This is a genomic window from Paenibacillus sp. S29, from assembly GCF_049319765.1.
GTDB lineage: Bacteria > Bacillota > Bacilli > Paenibacillales > Paenibacillaceae > Paenibacillus > Paenibacillus polymyxa_B.
Window position 1 is genome coordinate 45,528 of record NZ_JBMOUI010000010.1, and the last position, 17,147, is coordinate 62,674.

Here is a 17,147-nt window from a genome sequence, read left to right on the forward strand (position 1 = left end):
GATGGATCATCTGGTATTTGAGGTTGGATTGGCAATTGCTCTCATCGCTGCAGCTGGACTTATTTCCTCCAAACTGCGCTTCTCGGTCATCCCTTTTTATATCCTGATCGGAATGGCAGTTGGGCCGCATGCGATGGAGCTATGGCATTTTGATTTTCGCTTTATCGAAAGCGCCCCATTTATTGATTTTATGGGAAGAATCGGAGTGCTGTTTCTTCTCTTCTACTTGGGTCTCGAGTTCTCAGTAGGTCGGTTAATTAAATCAGGCCGTTCCATTGCCGTGGGCGGCACCATTTATATTGGCATCAATTTTACACTGGGGCTGGCTCTTGGCTTCCTGAGCGGCTTTCCTGTAGCAGAGACACTGGTTATCGCCGGAATTACAACAATATCATCCAGTGCTATTGCTGCGAAGGTGCTGGTAGATCTCAAGCGGACTGCCAATGCAGAAACAGAAATGATTTTGGGCATTATTATGTTCGAGGATGTTTTCCTCGCCGTATACATCTCCATCCTCTCCGGATTGGTTCTTAGTGATTCATCCTCGCTCGGGGGTGTGCTGCTATCAGCGCTAATCGCGCTTGGCTTTATGCTTGCAGTCATTATTATCGGCCGTAAGGCCGTCCCTCTGTTAAATCGGATTCTCCGTATTCGCTCCAATGAGGTATTCGGACTTGTTGTTTTTGGCTCTCTGTTTCTGGTGGCTGGTTTTTCGGAAACGATTCATGTGGCGGAAGCTATCGGCGCCCTGTTGGTCGGTCTGGTACTGGCCGAAACGGAACATGCCAAACGAATCGAGCATTTAATTGTTCCTTTCCGCGATTTCTTTGGTGCCCTGTTTTTCTTCAGCTTTGGACTATCCATCGATCCACTGTCCCTGGGAGGAAACGCGATATGGCTTGCGCTGGCAGCAGTCGTCCTCACGTTGTTTGGTAACATTTGGGCAGGAATGCTGGCTGGGCGTACGGCCTCCTTATCTCCCAAAGCGTCAGCAAATATCGGTCTGACCATTGTGGCGCGGGGTGAATTTTCGATTATCATGGCCAACTTGGGCAAGGAAGGCGGTTTGCTTGATATTGTTCAACCCTTTGCAGCTATCTATGTACTCATACTGGCGATTCTTGGACCCCTTCTGACAAAGCAGTCAAAACCTATCTTTAATATGTTAAACAAAATATTTAAGTTCAAGGACCCCCGCCTACGAAAGGAAGAAAGTAACTCGGCATAACTGCAAAAGCTGGATACGACAATCCATAGGAGGGAAGGCTATGCCGCACGCTGTAAAACATGCCGAAACTCTATGAGGCGGCTTATAAAGCCCACTTCAGGAGATGCGAGCAGGTTCCCTGTCTTTTATACGGTGATTGGTGGAATTACGGCATCCGTCGGTCTGGAATTGTTTTTACATCCGCATGATATGATCGCTGGAGGCGTCACGGGGATCTCCAGACTCATGTCGCTTTATACACAAGAGCATTTTGGGTTACTGCTATTCGTTTTGAACTTGCCACTCATGTTGCTGTATTCTCTGTCTACTCACAAACCCATGCTGCTTCGAGCACTACCCGGCTTGTTCGCCTTTTCGGGCTCAGCCATTATTCTTTCGCCTTTTCCGGCAGTGAGTGGCCATCCGGTCGTATGCGCTTTGGGCGGCGGAATCTGTATCGGTCTTGGCGCAGGGCTGGCAGCTCGTCATGGTGGTCTGCTCGATTCACTAGGACTTAACGAATCTGACGATGGCCGTCCATCCACATTGTTGCTAACACACCGTAAGATTCCATTAATACAGATTGTTATGCTGTGTAATGGTCTGCTGCTCATTACCGCCGGCTTTGTGTTAGGCTGGGAGCCAGCTCTCTATTCAGCCTTATCCTGCCTCGCCGCCTATGAAACGACCCGGCTGATGTTTACCGGTCTGACGCGTATGGTTTGTGTTGTCAGCAAGAAACAGCAAACCGTCGAGGATGCCATATATCGCAGGCTGCGTATACACAGCACACCTGTTGGAGGCTCTGCACAGATAGAGGGTAAGATTAAAAGCGAATCTGAGGATAAAAAAGAACAAATGGTCATCGTTTACAACGTTCAACTGTTGGATTTGCAGCGTTTTAAGGCAGTCATCCAAATGGCTGACCCGCAGGCTGAGATCATGTATATGAAACGATGGAAAACATAGCAAAGTAACACATCAAAAAACGCTTATCTACACTAATCCTTATACATAGATTAGTGATGGATAAGCGTTTTGTAATTAACAATATATTAACGGATATTAATTTTGCATGATAAAATCATGTTCAATACTGCTGGCACTGTCAAAAGTACGAATAATATCATAACGGGTATTGCGCTGTGCCGGAATGTGACCCGTCTCGCGGATCAACTGTAAAATGGATTCGATGTTTACCTTATACGTTGCGCCTGCAGCGGAAACTACGTTTTCCTCAATCATGGTGCTGCCAAAATCATCGCAACCGTAGTATAACGATTTTTTACCGATTTCAGGTCCCATAGTTACCCATGAGGATTGAATATGCTTAATGTTATCCAATACAAGACGACTGATCGCAACGGTCTTCAGATATTCTTCTGGCGTCTGGCGTTCCTTCTTCAGATTGGTGTTGTCTGGCTGGAAGGTCCAAGGAATAAAGGCCAAAAATCCTTCAGAATTATATTTGTTTTCAATGCATTCGTCCTGAGCATCACGAACCCGCAACAAATGCAGCGCACGCTCCTCCATCAACTCACCAAAGCCGATAACCATCGTAGCGGTTGTGTTCATCCCAACCTTGTGAGCCGTTTGCATGACATCCATCCAATCACGCCAAGAGCCTTTGAGACGGCTAATTTTGCGGCGTGTGCGGTCATCCAAAATTTCTCCGCCTCCACCCGGAAGCGAATCCAATCCAGCTTCATGAATGGCTCGAATCGTATCTTCCATGGATAGACCGGATTTTTCCTTCATTTTGTGAATTTCAGCTGGCGAGAAGGAGTGCATCGTAATATCGGGAAAACGCTCCTTAATAGCTTTCAGCAAATCCGTATAATAACTGAACGGCAGATTTGGATTCACACCGCCTTGCATTAGAATTTCGGTGCCACCTACCTCCTGCGTTTCCTTGATCTTCTGAAAGATCACCTCATCCGGCAAAACATAACCTTCATCGGAACCCGGTCTACGGTAAAAAGCGCAGAAGCGACAGTATACGTCACATACGTTCGTATAGTTAATATTTCGTCCGATGACGAAGGTTTTAATGGGATCGGGGTGCATGCGATTCATGACCTTATTCGCCGCGTGACCTATTTTTTCTACCTCGTCTGATTCGAACAAAGCAACGGTATCCTCTAAATTCAGGCGTTCGCCGCGTAGGGCTTTATCTAAAATATGGTCGATTACACTCATGGTGTATCCTCCTTCGCTGTCACAGGGCGACGAAATGAACGACAGGACTTATGAACGAGAATGCTTTCACAAACCTGCGTTCGAACCCTGCCGTAATGTATGTTCATGACTGGCCTTGTATGTTGTCTGTGCTATTTAGCATAGTAAAACCTAATGATAATACTAACATATCTTTAGGTAAGGAACCATACTTATTCCCGCTTCTTTCTGCTTTTCACCTAGGAAAACAGGCAACTGCCAAGCTTATCTCAACATTGCGTATTGCCAAGAAATAACAAAACAGGACTGAAAGTGCCTTTTTTCACACTGTCCTTCATGTCATTCTTATAGAAAACAGCAAGCCTCCTGAAATACTGGAAACTTGCTGTTTAGCACTGTACATATTTGCTCTCGGCGTGAAAACGACAAAGATGCTGCGGATGTGCTAACGCTCTATCGCAGCGCCTCATCCAGATCACTGATCAGGTCATCAATATCCTCCAAACCTACGGAGAAACGAAGTAGTCCGTCCGTAATCCCGCGCTCCAATCGTACACTATGGGGCATAGCCGCATGTGACATCATCGCCGGATACGACAAGATGCTTTCCACAGCTCCCAGACTCACCGCTACAATTGGAATACGTACGCGACTGAGGACTTCTTTTGCACGCTCACCAGAACCCACATCAAACGATATCACTGCACCATAACCGCTGGATTGACGTTCATGAACTTCACGCCCTGGATGATTTTCCAGACCCGGGTAGTATACTGCCTCAATGTCGTTGCGCTCGTTCAGCCAGTTAGCGAGCTTGGCTGCACTCTTTTCGCTGTGAGCCATACGAGCCTCCAGTGTCTTCATACCGCGCATGAGCAACCATGACTCCTGCGGAGCCAGTACGGTACCCAGTCCATTTTGGAGCTGCTTGATTTGTCTCCCAAGCGATTCGGTACGCGCTACCGCAAGTCCTGCCAGCACATCGCTGTGTCCGCCCAGAAACTTGGTCGCACTGTGCAATACAATATCGACTCCCTGCTCAATCGGACGTTGATAATAAGGTGTCATAAAAGTATTATCCAATAAAGTTAAAAGTCCGTTGTCCTGTGCCCAAGAGGTTATTCCTGCTACATCGGTAATTTTGAGTGTCGGATTGGACGGGGTTTCCATATATACAGCCCTTGTATTCTCCTGCAACGCCTCTTTCACAAGGTTGAGGTCCGTCATGTCGACGAAGGTCGTTTCGATATTCATCCGTTTCAAAATGGAGGTCAACAGTCGATATGTTCCCCCATATACATCCTCGGAAACAATGACATGATCTCCAGCGGATAAGAGCATAAATGTAGTGGAGATGGCCGCCATACCTGACGCAAAGGCAAAGCCGCACGCCCCGCCTTCTAATAAAGCGATATAATCCTCCAAAGCTTGTCGTGTCGGATTACCTGAACGGCTATAGTCATGCTGGGGAGGATTAAAAATATCATGATGGTGAAAGGTAGAAGCTTGATAGATCGGGACGCTCGAGGCCCCCGTAACGCTGTCAATTTCAGAACCAAAATGCAGCAGCTTAGTAGCGAACTTCCGCTCTTTGTTCAAATCCTGCCCGATCCTCCTCGCATCCTCTATCATTGCAGCTCTCCTCCTTCTACTTCTTGACGTGCCGCTTCCAACGCCGAACGCAAATCTTCAATGAGGTCGTCTGTATGCTCAATGCCTACGGAGAAACGCAACAGCCTGTCATCTACCCCAACTGCATCTCGAATTTCTGCTGGTATGTCCGCATGTGTCTGCACCGCGGGATAGGTCATTAGCGACTCAACACCGCCGAGACTTTCCGCAAACGCAATGAGCTTAATGTGACGAAGCAAAGGTTCCACATAACGAGCATCCTTTACTTTAAAGGAGAAGATACCTGTATTTCCGCTGGATTGTTTATTTTGAATCTCACGACCTGGGTGGCCTTCGATAGCTGGATAGAATACTTCTGCCACCGCCGGATGCGTCAGTAAATAGTTAGACAGCACTGTTGCATTATGCTCATGTCGGTCCATACGCAGCGCTAACGTCTTCATCCCCTTCATCAACTGATAGCAGTCACTCGGGGAAAGCACGGCCCCTATGGAATTGTGCAGAAAGGAAATTTCAGCTGATAGCTCTTTGCCTTTGGTTACGATTAACCCTGCCAGCACATCGTTGTGTCCGCCCAAATACTTGGTTGCGCTATGTACCACAATATCCGCGCCGAGTTCCAATGGCCGCTGGAAGTATGGTGTTAGCAGCGTATTATCTACAATGGTAAGCAACTGATGTTGTGATGCCCATTCAGCCACCGCTCGAATATCAGTAATCATCATTAACGGATTTGTAGGTGTTTCTATGAATACAGCTTTGGTATTCGGTCGACATGACTGTTCGAGTGCTTCAAGATCGTTCGTATCCACATAACTGGCTGTTACACCAAATTTAGATAAAATACGCTCCAGCAAACGATATGTCCCGCCATACAGATCCAGCGATACTATGAGATGATCTCCCTGTCCAAACAATGCAAATACCGTTTGCAGCGCCGCCATACCTGAGCTGCATGCAAAGCCTGCATCACCAGATTCAAGTGCAGCAGAAGCCTCTTCCAGTACCTTTCGCGTGGGATTGATCGTCCGAATATAATCAAATCCTGTGCTTTGACCCAGACGGGGATGGCGGAACGCCGTAGATTGGTAAATCGGGTAATTAACAGCCCCGGTTACTGGCTCCTCTACTGAACCGATTTGTGCCAATCTACTTTCGATTTTCCACTGTTTCTCACTCATATGAATCCTCCTGTTAACTTCCATAGTGGGTGCTATAACCAATCCTGCAAAAATGGATGTCAAAGACTATACTGCTGCGCTACTGCAAGGTGGTACTGTACAAGGGTAAAGTACAAGCCCCTTTTTTAAATCTGGGGCCCGATATCGTAAGGTGTCTCTTGGTATACATAATAGTTCAGCCAATTCGAGAATAATAAATTGGCATGCGCCCGCCAGATTGAGGGCGGTGTGCGCTCAGGATCATCATTAGGAAAATAATTTTTGGGAACTTCAATATCCATTCCTTTGGCCACATCGCGGTCGTATTCCCATTTCAATGAAAGCGGGTCATATTCAGAATGCCCAGTTACAAAAATTTGTTTACCGTCAAGCGTGGCTACGAGGTACACTCCGGCTTCCTCGGATTCGGATAAAACTTCTAATTCGGCGATATGATCAATATCTTCCCGCCGAACCTCCGTATGTCTGGAGTGAGGGGCATAAAACAGTTCATCAAAGCCGCGTAGCAATTTTACTTTAGGTTTAATCACGGTGTGTGGAAATACGCCAAAGCATTTGTAGTCGAGCCCGTATTTCGGGACATTGAAATGATGGTATAAACCTGCCTGTGAGGCCCAACAAATGTGCATGGTCGAAGTTACATTCGTTTTCGTCCATTCAAAAATTTGCCGGATCTCCTCCCAGTAGTTCACATCCTCAAACTCAAGCTGTTCAACCGGAGCTCCTGTAATGACCATGCCGTCAAAACGACTGTTCTTAATCTCGTCAAACGTTTTATAGAACATATTCAAATATTCTTGCGATGTATTTTTGGATACATGAGACTTCATGTGCACCAGCGTGACGTCCACTTGCAGCGGCGTATTGCCGACCAGGCGCAATAGTTGGGTTTCCGTTGTTTCCTTCGTAGGCATCAAATTCAAAATGGCGATGCGCAACGGACGAATATCCTGATGATAAGCCAAGCTTTCATCCATTACGAAAATATTTTCGCCCTCCAGCACTTCCTTGGCAGGTAGTGTATCTGGAATTTTAATCGGCATGTAAACTCACTCCTTGTTCGGTAAGTTTTGCGAAAATCGTCCTGCTGAGATGCCGGGCATATAATAAAAAGACCTTTCTCTGGTTAGAGAAAGGTCATATTTGTATCCATATGCGCCTCTCTCATCTGTCAGGGCAACGCTCTTTGTACAAAGCGCGCGTCCTGCAAGAATTAGCACCGTGCGATTAAAATCGCCGGTTGCCGGGTATCATCGGGCTAGTCCCTCCACCTGCTCTTGATAAGATTTCGCTATATTCATTTTGGGTTCACAAAGTTCTTGTTGTTCACTTTAATGCATCGGCTGGGCTTCGTCAAGATGGGACTTTTAAATTTGTGCCCTGCAATCACATTTTGTCTACCTTTTCCATAGGTTAAATCATATCCCTCCTTTCGCTGAAGCTCTTGCAACTACTGTTGATTTAGCCCATGATTTTGCGCTTGAAAGGCCGTAGGCCGAGCGTTATACTATACAAGTGCTATTAGGCAAAAATATGGAGCAGTAGTGCAGATTTGAGTGTTTCCTGCGATACTGTGGCAATCTAAAAAAGAACATTTGAGAGGTGAATCCGGAATGGAAGGCGACCCGAGTCCGAGTAGGCGGCGATCCCTGAACAACAGCATAGGAATGACTTCAGCTTGCCGAAAGACGGGACGCCAGGCTCTGCATGCTCCAAAAGCCTCCGGCTTTTGATGAGAATGCACGCTTACCCGCACCGGCTAACTGGCTAACTGAGTTCATTCCTTATGCTTAAGGTAAACGTATTTCCGTTACGACGGAGCATAAGGAGTGACATATATGAAAATCCGTTTGGTCAACAACGGGGTTTTTACCCCTGTCGAAGAAATTGAAATGGCGCTTACTGCACCGGCAGAAGGTTTTTATTGGATTGATGCCGATGTCGATGATTTGGCAGTGCTCCAACCTTTATTTTCCATGCATGATCTTGCAGTAGAAGACTGTTTGAGTGAAGAAGAACAACGTCCGAAGATCGAAATTTATGAAAGCCATTATTTTATCGTTGTAAATAGCATTCGTTTTGATGATGAAGAAATATTTTTGCGAGCTTTGAACATCTTTCTCGGCCGCCATTTTATCATTACGGTGACCAAGCAGAAAATCAATGAGCTTCGTACCCTCAAGCCTATGCTGTGGGAGCAAGAAGTCAGCCAGCCTGACCGTTTTATGTATCTGCTGGTCGACTTGATTGTTGACAACTATTTTCTGGTTGGTGACCGGATTGAGGTCCGCATTGAAAAGCTGGAAGAAGATATTCTAATGCATACGAAAAAGTCGCATTTGAACGAAATCATCGGCTTACGAAGTGAGATTCTGTGGCTGAAAAAGGTGCTGGGTCCACAAAAGGAAGTCATCAATACCCTGAACAAACGGGATTTGCGACTCATCGACGATCAATTGCAAAAATATTTCAGCGACATTTATGAAAATGCTGTGAAAATTTCGGAGACTTTTGAAACTTACCGCGATTTGATGGGTAACCTTCGAGAAGCTTATCAATCCAGTATCGCCAATCGTGCCAATGAAATTATGCGTGTGTTTACGGCAATAACGACCGTATTTATGCCATTGACGGTCATTACCGGAATATATGGGATGAACTTCGATAATATGCCTGAACTTCATACACGTTATGGCTATTTTGTCGTCATTGGTATTATGGTGGCACTAGGTGTCAGTATGTTCTGTATTTTCCGCAAGAAAGACTGGGTTTAAAAAGAAAGGGGGAAAAAGTACGGAGTTGGATACCTATTTCGATTTTCAAGCTTGATCATAAAAAGCAGCAGCCGTGTCCTATGAGGAACTGGCTGCTGCTTTTTAGTCTGTTGGACCCTGAATGTACTTTAATACTTTAGCTTTATCCAATCAGTTCTATATTATCCAACATGTCGGTCGGGTAACTGCTGATGGCGAAACCGTATACGGATCAGACGCAGACGCTCATAAATTTGATCCAATCCTGTTTCTGTCGCCTTTTCTTCCCCATACACTTTCAGCATGACAGGCTTGAGCAGCGTATCCCCCAACTCTTCATAAGCAGACCAGATGGCTGCCTGCTCCTCCTCAGATACATTCACCAATTCCTTGCGGATCAGCTTCTCCATATCAATACCATCCCTGTCCAAATGCTCCACAGCTTCAATCATTTCTCTACGATGCAAACCTGTCTTCATCCCGATATGCTCCAGTGAAAGACCGTCCGAAATGCCTTCGATAATCGTTCTAGTTAGGCTGAATTTATTCAGCTCCTGCCTGTATTGGTTCTCTTTTTGCTTGTATAGCCATGACAAAAAAACTTCTTCTTCCAGCGTCTCTGTTACCCAGTTCAACGGAAATGGCGTGGTCCGGTCATTTTGTGTCGTAATAGCCAATAGCTCCGTCCCATATTGCGACACCTTACCCTGACCCATACCAGGCAGCTCCAACAATTCTTCTTCGGTATGGGGAAGATAGACGCTAATGAGCCGAAGCAGCCGATTCGTAGCAATAAAATAAGGCGCTTTTCGTTCCGTTGCTGCTTTTTGCCGTCTCCACATTGTCAACTGCTCATACACTTCATCACGTGGAAACAAATCACTGTAACAATACAGCTTTTGCAGCGTTTGTCCTCGTCCTGATGATCCTTCTTGCTCATGAAATACGCCATGGATTAAGGGCCTGTAGCCCTCAGCCATTTTGAGCGCCAGCTCATGACGGTATACATGCAGTAATTCCTGCCACAAGCTGCCCTCATACCAAAGGTCGTCTATACTTTCATCCGGGACATGGTGTGTGCTCCAGCCTGCACTCCATCCCCCTTCATGTTGCCCAATCCATACCTGAGCAAAGTCCTCATAGCCCTGTTCATTCCGTTTGGACAAGCGATTTAAAAATACAATCTCCATGATTTCTTCCTCCCTCATATCGTTGAAAGACAGTCCCGCACAACACAAAAACGCAAAAAAAAGCACCTATCCTGCGTATTGCAAGAAAGGTGCTTCCCTTTTTGAGCCGTACTATGCTGTTGCCTATATAATAACCGTACCTTGGAGTGCCGTCAACCATAAATTCTAATGATTCAGCTTTTCCTTTGCCAATGCCAGAGCACCGCACAATCCAGCATTGTCACCCAATCCCGGAGATACGATATATTGCTCAATATCTGTTGTCAGACTCGAATGCTGTACGTATCCGTTCAAAAGTTCTTGAAGCTTGGTACGAATGAGCGGGAACAGTTGGTCCTGCTTCATCACTCCCCCGCCCATAATAATTTTTTGCGGTGACAGGATTAATACATAGCTCATTAAAGCCTGTGCCAGATAGTACGCTTCCATTTCCCAGGCTGCGTGATTGACAGAAAGCTCATGTCCTTTAACCTTCCATCTTTTTTCGAGCGCAGGACCTGCTGCCAGTCCCTCCAAACAATCTCCGTGATAAGGACATGTCCCCTCGTAAGTATCTTCTGGGTGACGACGTACCAGAATATGCCCCATTTCTGGGTGGGATAATCCATGTATCAGCTTTCCACCAACCAAAGCACCCGCCCCGATGCCTGTACCTATCGTAATATACAGACAGTTGTCCAATCCCTTGGCGGCACCCCAAATAGACTCACCAAGTGCTGCTCCATTCACATCCGTGTCAAACCCCATAGGCACGTCAAAATGCTGTTTCAGTTTGCCAATTAAATTGTAATTTCCCCAATGTGGCTTTGGCGTTGTTGTAATATAGCCATATGTATCACTGCCTTCGATTGGATCAATCGGCCCGAACGAGCCTACACCCAATGCTTCAATGCCCTTGCCTTCAAAAAATGCGATGACATTCTCCATTGTTTCTGCTGGGGTGGTCGTTGGAAAGCTTGCTCGTTCCAGTACCTCCCCATGTTCGTTACCAATTCCACATACAAATTTGGTACCGCCTGCCTCAATTGCTCCCAATACTGTCATAGTTGCTGTTGTCCCCTTTCAATAATCCGGTTCTCTCTCCACTATATTCACCTGAAATGTGCCCGAGGTCAATCCCCTTATCGCAATTGTATATAATCCTTCACATGACTATACAACTCCCTTGACATAACGGTATAAAAATAAGGACACTAACGCACCCAGCGTCAGCATCCCTATAAACTTACTTCACTTAAATTGTCCGTATCAAGCCTAACAGCTTCATTATGATCCGGTTGCGACACCCATCAATGTACACAAGCTTTTCATTTCAAGCTGCTCAAACTTGTCTACAATTTGCACGTGATCCAGCGTCAGCAGACAGCTATCCAAAGCACATGCTACAGGTACACCGCAGTGAATTTCAGCAAGCTTGCGTGAAAGATGCAGCATATCCAAATCACTCTCAATTTTTTTACGGACCGAGGGTGTTAATTGATCCAAATTCTCCAGAATGCCTTCAATAGAGTCGTATTCCTGCACCAGCTTGAGTGCCGTTTTCTCACCAATACCTCGTACTCCTGGATAATTATCGCTTGCATCCCCCATCAGGCCTTTAAGGTCCACCACTTGGCGTGGCTTAAGCCCTTTTTCAGTCAGCAGGGTCTCCGGGGTGTATACCATATAATTGCCGTGCCCTTTTTTCATAATAATGACCCGTGTCCGATCATCCACTAATTGAAGTAAATCATGATCTCCCGAGAGAATCATTACATCCATGTCCTCATTTTGCGAATAATGGCGTGCAAGCGTACCGATACAATCATCGGCTTCAAAACCTTCCGCTCCAATGTTGGGAATGCCGAGGCTGTCCGTCACTTCCCGAATCAATGTAAATTGGGGAATCAAATCATCTGGTGCGTCGGCTCGGTTTCCCTTATACGCAGCAAAATGTTCCCCACGAAATGTCGTTCCGCCCATATCCCAGCAGCAAATGACGTGTGTAGGATTAAACGTTTGGACTGCATCCCAAAAATATCGAATAAAACCATATATGGCGTTCGTTGGCACTCCAGCTTTTGTACGACGGATATAACCGTTTGCGGCGGTTGCATAATAAGCGCGAAATAGCAGGGCCATGCCGTCAACCAGCATTACGGATTGTTCATTGCGTTGTGTCACAGATTGTATTGCTCCCATTCATCATAATATTTAACCCCCACAGTATAACATATCGTGGGGGTAAATTGGGCGTTATTGAGCTCCCCATGTGCCCTCAAATGTTTCCTCTTTGAATCCTACCGTTACTTTGTTCCCGTCGGTTACAATCGGGCGTTTGATTAATCTTCCATTCGAGGATAAAAGCGAAATTTGCTCTTCACGGCTCATGTCTCCAAGCTTATCTTTCAGCTTTAACTCTTTGTATACCTCACCGCTTGTATTAAAAAACTTTTTCAGCTCCAGCCCGCTTTTGCGAATCAAGTCTTCCAATTCCTCCGGGCCGGGCGGTTGTTCAAAAATAGGAATAAGTTCCGTCTCATGTCCCTTGTTTTGCAGCCATTTCACTGCATTACGACAGGTACTGCATTTAGAATACTGATATACTTTCAGTTGGCTCATCGCTAGATTAACCTCCATTTGGTTTTCATCGCTTATTTATATTTTATTCTGGATGATATTGCGCTCTTAATAGCTCCTGCATTTCAGCCATATCGTTAGGTAGAGGAGCATAGAACGTCAGCCGCTCCCCGGTTACAGGATGCTCCAAGGATAGCTCTGAGGCATGCAGAGCCTGTCGAGGCATCTTGGCATCAAGCTGATCATATCGCTCACGTTGCGCAGCGTCATCGGGTGTAATCCGATACATTTTATCTCCGATCAACGGACAACCGATATAAGTCATATGCACTCGAATTTGGTGCGTACGCCCGGATTCCAACTTTAGCCCAATGCGACTTCCCCCGTTCCACACTTCCTCCAGCTTATACAGCGTAAGGGCAGGATAACCATCCGGGGTCACCATACGTAAATGGGGATCATCCGGGTTGCGGTCAATCGGTCCGTCTACCTTTCCTTCCTGCAGCTCAGGCCGTCCATGCACCAGAGCTGTATAGCGCTTATCCACCGTTCCCGCAATCATTTGCTCAGAAATATGCTGGTGTACATACGGATTTTTGGCTACTACCAGCACACCCGTCGTCTCCTGATCAAGACGATGGACAGGACGAAACCGGAACAACTCTCCCTTGGCCTGCCAATAATGCACAACCCCATTAGCCAGTGTTCCTGTGTAATGACCGTGAGTCGGATGGACAATCATGCCCGCCGCCTTGTTCACCACTAACAGATGTTCATCCTCAAACAATATCTCAAAAGGAATGGGTTCAGGTAAAATATCATCAGAACGCTCACGCTCCATACGAATTTCTACTCGATCCCCGGACTTCACCTTTACGCTGATGTACACACGTGTCCCGTTCAGCATAATACCTTGCTCGGTCAGCTTGAGTTTGGATATTAACTTTCGAGAAATGTTCATACGTTTTTGTAAAATAGTCTTCAACAGCATGCCCTCCTCCTCAGGAGGGATCGTATATACGATAGGTTCATAATACAAGCTCATCACAAATTCCCGGTTGCCTCCTTATTTGCGGAACACTTTTTTGCTGCGCACATATTCGACATCGGGCACACCCTGACGGACATTCGCTGTACGAGCAACGGCAAAGAAATAATCAGAAAGGCGGTTCAAATACCGACGTACCGCCGGATTAATGTCCGTATGTTTACCTAGTGTAACAGCACGGCGTTCCGCGCGTCGGCAAACTGTACGGCAAACATGAAGCGTTGAGGATAATGTGCTACCACCCGGTATAATAAAACGCTCCACCTTCGGATTTTCCTCCTGACATGCATCAATCCAGCCTTCCAGACGCTCTGCCAGCTCGTCTTTCACCTTATATTTGCTTTCACTAATTTTAACAAACGCCAAATCCGAACCACAATCAAACAGCTCCTGCTGTATTTCTTCCAATTGAGTCCGAATATCCGTAAACTCTTCCCCTTCGGCAAAGCTGATCGCTTGTCCTACAAAGCTGTTCAGCTCGTCAATTGTACCGTATGCCTCCACACGATCATCATCTTTGGACACTCGACCGCCGATCACAGAAGTTTGTCCTTCATCACCTGTTCTAGTATATATCCCCATTTCATTCCATCCCCTTTATCATTCCGTAAGTGCTTTCAGCACCTTGATGGCTTCTTCCTTATTGCTTGTACGAGGCGGCACGGTAGCAAATAATGTTTTGGAGTTATATTTTAGCTCCTTAAACATCTTCATCTGCTCCACCGGAATTCCGAACAAATGAGTTTCCTTGCTTACATCTGATCCTTCTTCCTCCTGCCCCTTCTTCTTAAATACGCCGCCCTCGAACACGCCCCGAGCGTACGTCTTCTTGTCAAAAGCATCATCTAACGGCAGATTCGAGCCATTCTGTCCATACAGCTTCATGTCCTCTTCCGGCAAAAGAAACAGATCATGCTCCCCGGCCGCATATTCTACAACCAGCTTCTGCTGGTTATACAGCGGACTGACCGAAATCTCAATGGTCGGAGCCTGTTCGCCCAGCTTATCCTTAAGCTTTTGTGCCAGCTCCTCACGGATGACTGAGGCATCCCCTTTATCCATAATAAAAATGGAGAAGCTGTCCTTGTCCCGTCCCCCACATCCAGCCAATAATACAAGTGCAAGCATTCCGATGATCCATGGCGATAGCCTTTTTAGCCCTGCTCTCATATGTACGCCCCCTCTTCCATGCCATTAATATATCATAAGTTGTGAACGCAAAAAAAGAAGGCCCGACGGCCTTCTTCTTACATTTGGCTGACTTCATACGGTTAAACCTTGCATTCCGTACCATACAGCTTCATATATTCATTGATTTTCAAATCGAGCTTGCAACTGATCTGGATAACAAGATCAGAGGTGAAGGACTGCTCTTCCTGAAATGTCCGCATCATCTCATTGCGCAGGAACAAAATTTCATCTTCCAGGGAAATGTCGTATCCTATTGAACTAGATGAATTATATCCAACATATGACATGAACATTCCTCCTACAATTGGAAAATTGAACTTCCTGCTTCCGATTTCAAATTATAGCATAGAAATTTAGAAATAAAAGACTATTTTTTATGAATTACCCATAAAAAAATAATTTTAACCTTCTTTTCTTACTTTTTCTACAAAATGACCAATCCGATCCAGTGCCTCCGTCAGCTGAGCAACAGAAGTCGCGTATGAGCAACGAAGATAGCCTTCGCCTCCCAAACCGAACACATTACCCGGTACAGCCGCAACTTTAGCCTCTGCCAAAAGACGCTGTGCAAATTCATCTGAGCTGAGTCCCGTGCTTTGAATACTAGGGAAAACGTAAAAAGCCCCTCTTGGCTCATGGCACTCCAGGCCGATTTCCCGGAACCCTTCAACCATCAGACGGCGACGCTGATTATAGGCTTCTACCATACGATCTTTCTCACCCAAACCATTCCGCAAGCCTTCCAGTGCCGCAACTTGACCCATAGAAGGCGCACACATTACGGTGTACTGATGGATTTTGAGCATAGCGGCAATCAGATCTGGATGCCCGCATGTATATCCAATACGCCAGCCTGTCATGGCGAAGGCTTTGGAAAAACCACTGACGAGAATCGTACGATCCATCATACCAGGCATAGCGGCAAAACTGACATGCTTTTCTCCATAATTCAATTCAGCATAAATTTCATCAGAAATGACGATCAAATCATGTTTTTCCACGACTTCTGCAATCGGAAGCCAATCCTCATAAGTCATCGTAGCCCCAGTCGGATTGCTCGGATAGCATAAAATCAGCACCTTTGATTTAGGTGTAATTTTTGCCTCCAGTGCCTCAGCCGTCAGCTTGAATTCATCCTTAGCAAATGTTTCAATACCTACTGGAATCCCGCCTCCAATCGAAGTGATTGGAGAATATGAAATGTAGCATGGCTCGGGCACGAGAATTTCGTCGCCAGGTACAATTAACGCACGCAAAGCAAGATCAATCGCCTCGCTTCCCCCAACGGTTACGATAATCTCATTTTTGGGATCATAACGGACTTCAAATTGCTCATTCAGATAATCACTAATCGCTTCACGCAGTTCTGGCGTTCCCGCATTAGACGTGTAGCTGGTAAAACCTCGCTCCAATGAATAGACACAGGCTTCCCGCATATGCCAAGGGGTTGTAAAATCCGGTTCGCCTACACCAAGGGTAATAATATCCTTGTTGCCACCCACCAAGTCAAAAAACTTACGAATACCCGAAGATGGGATCTCGCGCACCAACGGGGACAAATAGGAACTCATGGCTTTGTTGCTGTCGGTAAATGCTTCTGTTTTGAGATTCATCATGATCTTCCTTTACGGCGAAATCATCAGACGATTATCTTCCTGATGGTCCTCAAAGATAATTCCGTCCTGCTTGTATTTTTTAAGCGTAAAATTAGTCTTGGTAGACAAGACCGAATCAATAGGCGACAGTTTTTCCGACACAAAATTAGCGACCTCACGGAGATTGCGGCCTTCAACCTCTACCAGTAAATCGTATGCTCCGGACATGAGATAGACCGATTTAACTTGCGGATACAAATAAATCCGTTCTGCAATCCCTTCAAAGCCTCTTCCACGCTCAGGTGTAATCTGTACTTCGATCAAAGCGGTAACCTTTTCGTCGTCGACTTTGTCCCAATTGACTACAGCGGCGTATTTGACGATCACATGTTGGTCTTCGAGCTCTTTAATTGAGGTGCGAACATCCTGCTCGTCAACCCCCAGCATAGTAGCTAATAGAGTCGGTGTTCTTCTTGCATCTTCTTTTAACAATTCCAGCACTTTTAATTTCAATTCATTCAGTTCTGTCATTCTACATAAGGCCTCCATCGAAAGAGATTACTATACATCATACAATACGCACTTTAAACCTGCAAAGAAAAACCGTCCACTC

At 45.9% G+C, this 17,147-nt stretch carries 17 protein-coding genes and 1 riboswitch; of the genes, 3 read left to right on the forward strand and 14 right to left on the reverse strand.

The features are described from left to right. The first annotated feature begins 1 nt into the window (after window position 1). Window positions 2-1,228, forward strand: coding sequence for a cation:proton antiporter (locus ACL9RM_RS17325; protein WP_023987794.1), 1,227 nt, complete (start codon window positions 2-4; stop codon window positions 1,226-1,228). A gap of 84 nt (window positions 1,229-1,312) precedes the next feature. After that, a complete protein-coding gene (locus tag ACL9RM_RS17330) occupies window positions 1,313-2,176 on the forward strand; it encodes a YitT family protein (protein ID WP_165176725.1) in 864 nt (287 codons plus the stop codon). 96 nt (window positions 2,177-2,272) lie between these two features. On the opposite strand, the gene mqnC is transcribed toward ACL9RM_RS17330, so the two are convergent. The 4 genes from mqnC to metA form a co-directional block, all read right to left on the reverse strand. Next, complete coding sequence (mqnC, locus tag ACL9RM_RS17335; protein WP_061829148.1) at window positions 2,273-3,406, reverse strand: cyclic dehypoxanthinyl futalosine synthase; 1,134 nt, start codon at window positions 3,404-3,406, stop codon at window positions 2,273-2,275. A 432-nt stretch (window positions 3,407-3,838) separates the two neighbouring features. Then, window positions 3,839-5,017, reverse strand: a complete 1,179-nt coding sequence (locus ACL9RM_RS17340) for an aminotransferase class I/II-fold pyridoxal phosphate-dependent enzyme (protein ID WP_165176141.1) — start codon at window positions 5,015-5,017, stop codon at window positions 3,839-3,841. Then, window positions 5,014-6,198: a PLP-dependent transferase gene (locus ACL9RM_RS17345; protein ID WP_250267878.1), complete on the reverse strand. Its 1,185-nt coding sequence runs from the start codon at window positions 6,196-6,198 to the stop codon at window positions 5,014-5,016. The genes ACL9RM_RS17340 and ACL9RM_RS17345 overlap by 4 nt, the downstream gene beginning before the upstream one ends. 125 nt (window positions 6,199-6,323) lie before the next feature. Continuing rightward, a complete protein-coding gene (gene metA / locus ACL9RM_RS17350) occupies window positions 6,324-7,241 on the reverse strand; it encodes a homoserine O-acetyltransferase MetA (protein ID WP_061829145.1) in 918 nt (305 codons plus the stop codon). Window positions 7,242-7,359: 118 nt separating this feature from the next. Further along, window positions 7,360-7,485: riboswitch (SAM riboswitch) on the reverse strand. Window positions 7,486-8,036: 551 nt separating this feature from the next. Here metA and corA point away from each other — a divergent pair. Further along, on the forward strand, window positions 8,037-8,972 hold the full coding sequence (gene corA / locus ACL9RM_RS17355) for a magnesium/cobalt transporter CorA (protein WP_023987788.1): 936 nt from the start codon (window positions 8,037-8,039) through the stop codon (window positions 8,970-8,972). Between the two features lie 161 nt (window positions 8,973-9,133). Here corA and ACL9RM_RS17360 read toward each other — a convergent pair whose 3' ends face one another. The 10 genes from ACL9RM_RS17360 to ACL9RM_RS17405 all read right to left on the reverse strand — a co-directional run bounded on the left by ACL9RM_RS17360 (window position 9,134) and on the right by ACL9RM_RS17405 (window position 17,065). Next, a complete protein-coding gene (locus ACL9RM_RS17360) occupies window positions 9,134-10,141 on the reverse strand; it encodes an HRDC domain-containing protein (protein ID WP_250267877.1) in 1,008 nt (335 codons plus the stop codon). Window positions 10,142-10,306: 165 nt separating this feature from the next. Then, window positions 10,307-11,185: an ROK family protein gene (locus tag ACL9RM_RS17365; protein ID WP_250267876.1), complete on the reverse strand. Its 879-nt coding sequence runs from the start codon at window positions 11,183-11,185 to the stop codon at window positions 10,307-10,309. A 222-nt stretch (window positions 11,186-11,407) separates the two neighbouring features. Next, window positions 11,408-12,304: a 5'-3' exonuclease gene (locus ACL9RM_RS17370; protein ID WP_080710677.1), complete on the reverse strand. Its 897-nt coding sequence runs from the start codon at window positions 12,302-12,304 to the stop codon at window positions 11,408-11,410. A gap of 72 nt (window positions 12,305-12,376) precedes the next feature. After that, on the reverse strand, window positions 12,377-12,742 hold the full coding sequence (locus tag ACL9RM_RS17375) for an arsenate reductase family protein (RefSeq protein ID WP_069291482.1): 366 nt from the start codon (window positions 12,740-12,742) through the stop codon (window positions 12,377-12,379). 43 nt (window positions 12,743-12,785) lie between these two features. Next, the gene (locus ACL9RM_RS17380; RefSeq protein ID WP_250262098.1) at window positions 12,786-13,745 is read right to left on the reverse strand and encodes an RluA family pseudouridine synthase; all 960 of its coding nucleotides are present in this window, start codon (window positions 13,743-13,745) and stop codon (window positions 12,786-12,788) included. 21 nt (window positions 13,746-13,766) lie between these two features. Continuing rightward, window positions 13,767-14,330, reverse strand: coding sequence for a cob(I)yrinic acid a,c-diamide adenosyltransferase (locus tag ACL9RM_RS17385; protein WP_061829140.1), 564 nt, complete (start codon window positions 14,328-14,330; stop codon window positions 13,767-13,769). Between the two features lie 18 nt (window positions 14,331-14,348). Next, window positions 14,349-14,918 carry a hypothetical protein gene (locus ACL9RM_RS17390; protein ID WP_069291480.1) on the reverse strand — a complete coding sequence of 190 codons (570 nt, stop codon included), beginning with the start codon at window positions 14,916-14,918 and terminating at the stop codon, window positions 14,349-14,351. Between the two features lie 101 nt (window positions 14,919-15,019). Continuing rightward, complete coding sequence (locus tag ACL9RM_RS17395) at window positions 15,020-15,226, reverse strand: aspartyl-phosphate phosphatase Spo0E family protein (RefSeq protein WP_061829138.1); 207 nt, start codon at window positions 15,224-15,226, stop codon at window positions 15,020-15,022. 114 nt (window positions 15,227-15,340) lie between these two features. Continuing rightward, the gene (locus ACL9RM_RS17400) at window positions 15,341-16,552 is read right to left on the reverse strand and encodes an aminotransferase class I/II-fold pyridoxal phosphate-dependent enzyme (protein WP_061829137.1); all 1,212 of its coding nucleotides are present in this window, start codon (window positions 16,550-16,552) and stop codon (window positions 15,341-15,343) included. Window positions 16,553-16,564: 12 nt separating this feature from the next. Then, the gene (locus ACL9RM_RS17405) at window positions 16,565-17,065 is read right to left on the reverse strand and encodes an Lrp/AsnC family transcriptional regulator (protein WP_013370105.1); all 501 of its coding nucleotides are present in this window, start codon (window positions 17,063-17,065) and stop codon (window positions 16,565-16,567) included. Window positions 17,066-17,147 lie beyond the last annotated feature (82 nt).